This is a genomic window from Streptomyces europaeiscabiei, assembly GCF_001550375.1.
In the GTDB taxonomy this organism is placed as follows: domain Bacteria; phylum Actinomycetota; class Actinomycetes; order Streptomycetales; family Streptomycetaceae; genus Streptomyces; species Streptomyces europaeiscabiei.
On record NZ_LRTR01000592.1, the window covers coordinates 1 to 2,575 of the forward strand.

At 71.2% G+C, this 2,575-nt stretch carries 3 protein-coding genes; 2 read left to right on the top strand and 1 reads right to left on the bottom strand.

The features are described from left to right. A partial coding sequence (locus AWZ10_RS28400) for an NsdA family TPR-like regulatory protein (RefSeq protein ID WP_060892384.1) occupies nt 1–938 on the bottom strand: 938 nt, incomplete at its 3' end. Between the two features lie 304 nt (nt 939–1,242). On the opposite strand from AWZ10_RS28400, the gene AWZ10_RS28405 reads away from it, so the two are divergent. Together AWZ10_RS28405 and AWZ10_RS28410 are read left to right on the top strand one after the other, a co-directional pair. Then, nucleotides 1,243–2,064 (top strand): helix-turn-helix domain-containing protein, encoded by an 822-nt coding sequence (locus tag AWZ10_RS28405; protein WP_046703772.1) that lies wholly within the window; start codon nt 1,243–1,245, stop codon nt 2,062–2,064. A 2-nt stretch (nt 2,065–2,066) separates the two neighbouring features. Further along, the gene (locus tag AWZ10_RS28410) at nt 2,067–2,318 is read left to right on the top strand and encodes a DUF397 domain-containing protein (protein WP_046703773.1); all 252 of its coding nucleotides are present in this window, start codon (nt 2,067–2,069) and stop codon (nt 2,316–2,318) included. Nucleotides 2,319–2,575 lie beyond the last annotated feature (257 nt).

Genomic DNA, 2,575 nt, shown 5'->3' on the forward strand with positions numbered 1-2,575 from the left:
ATCAGGCCGAGAGGGCTGCCCGAGTCCTTGGCGGTGGCGACGCCGGCCCGGGCCAGGGCCACGCCCTCGTCGGGGCGGCCCAGGCTGGTCGCCAGATGCGCCAGCCCGGCCAGGATCTGCCCGCCCAGCACATGGTCTCGGCCCTCCGCGCAGAGCCTGAGCCCTTGCGTCATGTACCGCTGGGCCAGGCCGTACTCCCCGGCGTCGTACGAACTCCAGCCCGCCATGGCGGCGAGCCGGGCGGCGGCGGCGAACAGCTCCCGCCGGTGGTGCGGGGGCATGCCGCGCTGCTGGAGCAGCGGGATGACCTCGGTGGTGAGGTACTGCACGATGCTCGTGCGGATACCGCCGCCGCCGTATTGGTTGTCCATCTCGTCGAACATGCGGAGCATCGCGTGGACCTGCTCCACCGGCCCGCCGCCCGGCACCGGCGCGAGCCGCGGGGCGTCCCTGCTCTCCACCAGCCACAACAGCCAGGCCCGCTGCGGATTCGTCAGGGCGCCCGGCTCGAACGGCACCGAACCGAGCAGACTGCGCCGGGAGATGTCGGTGGAGCCCAGCTCCGCCAGGGTGTGCAGGGTCTCCGCCACGTTCTCGACGTACGTCAACGCCCGTCCCGTCACCGGTCGTCCGCGATCGAGCGGGAAGCCGAGGTCGGCCGGAGTGAGGGCGCGGCCCAGCCGCTCGCCGAGGACCGCGGCGATCAACTCCGGGGTGCTGCCCCGTGGTTGCTGGCCCTGGAGCCAGCGGGTCACGGAGGCCTTGTCGTAGTTGGTGTCCGCGCCCTGGCAGCGGCCCAGGTCATTGACCCGGAGGGCGAGGGAGGCGTACGAGCAGCCGGCCTCCTTCAGGGCTGCCGCCAGCGGCTTGTTGGGCCCACCGGTCCCCTTGACCGGGTTCCTCGGTAATCCGTGTGATCCGTTCGTCACGGCGGCCATCCAGGTTGTCGCATCGTGTCGGCGCGCGGCTTGACCCGTGCCCGCCCTGGCGCCAACTCCTGGGCGGGCCGGAGGAGTTCGAGGGACGCTGCCCGCGATGTGCGGCAGGTCACTCGGTCACTATGGTGGCCGAAGAACTCAGCCCGCAACCTGCGTTCTGATAATTTCAGAATGAACTGCGAGGACCTGTTCGTGTCAATGGATCGCGTGGCACACTGCACGCTGTGAATCCCGCCCCGGGAGGTTGCACGTGAGTGAGACCCGCTCAGGAGGGAGTGCTCCTGCGGCGCCCACGGTCCTGCGCATGGTCCTCGGCAAACGGCTCCGACAACTGCGGGAGCAGGCCGGAGTGTCCTTCGACGACGCCGCCCGCGCCATCGAGGTCACCGCCCTGACCGTCCGCCGCATGGAGAAGGCCGAGGTCGGCCTCCGTATCCCCTATGTGAAGGAGCTGTTGCGCACCTACGGGGTCTCCGGCACCGAGATCGAGGGCTTCCTCGCCCTGGCCCGCGAGGCCAACCAGCCCGGCTGGTGGCACAAGTTCCGAGACGTGCTGCCGGAGTGGTTCAGCGCGTACGTGAGCCTGGAGAGCGAAGCCGCCGTCATCCGCCTCTACGAACCCCAGTACGTACCCGGTCTGTTGCAGACCCACGACTACGCCGCCGCGCTGATGCGGGTCGGCTTCCCGAACGCGAGCCCCGAGGACGTCGACCGCCGGGTCGCACTGCGCCTCAGGCGCCAGGACCTGCTGGTCAAACCCGAGGCGCCGGCCGTCTGGGCCATCCTGGACGAGACCGTGCTGCGCCGGCCGGTGGGCGGCCCCGAGGTGATGCGGGCCCAGATCGACCGGCTCGCCGAGGCGACGGAACGGCCCAAGGTCAGGATCCAGATCATGCGGTTCGCGGCCGGGCCCCACCCCGGGGCGTACGGCCCCTTCCACTACTTCCGCTTCGGCTTCTCCGAACTCCCCGACATCGTCTACACCGAGGGCCTCGCGGGTGCCCAGTACGTCGACCAGCCCGCGGACGTCGTGACCTACCTGGAAGTGCTGGACCGGATGTCCGTGCAGGCGGAACCGGTGGCGCGGACCAGGGACATCCTGGCGGCACTACGCAAGGAGTTGTGAACATGGCAAAGACACCCGACGGGCCCGTCCACAGCGGCATGCCCGCTCCCGAACTCGGCGCCGAGGGCTGGCGCAAGCCCTGGAGCGGCACGAACGGCGGTTCCTGCGTGGAGGCCAAGCGCCTGCCCGACGGCAGTGTCGCCTTCCGTCAGTCCACCGACCCGGACGGCCCCGCCCTCGTCTACTCACGGGAGGAGATGGTGGCGTTCCTGGCGGGCGCCAAGGCCGGCGAGGCCGACTTCCTCATCGCCTGACGGTCGCGGGACCGCGCTACGCCGCTTTGCCTGACGGCCGCGGGACCACTCTGCTCCGTATCGCCCGACGGCCAGCCGCTCTATTCGACTTGGTCCGGCGGCCGTCCGGCCGCCCCGTTCCGCTTCGTCCGTCGGCTGCTCGGTCGTGTCGCGCCGCTTAGCCCGGCGGCCGTCCGGCCGAGCCGGACCGTTCACCCTGCGGCCGCCGGGCCGCGCCGTTGCGCCCCGTCCGGCGACAGCCCGGCCGGACGCCACCA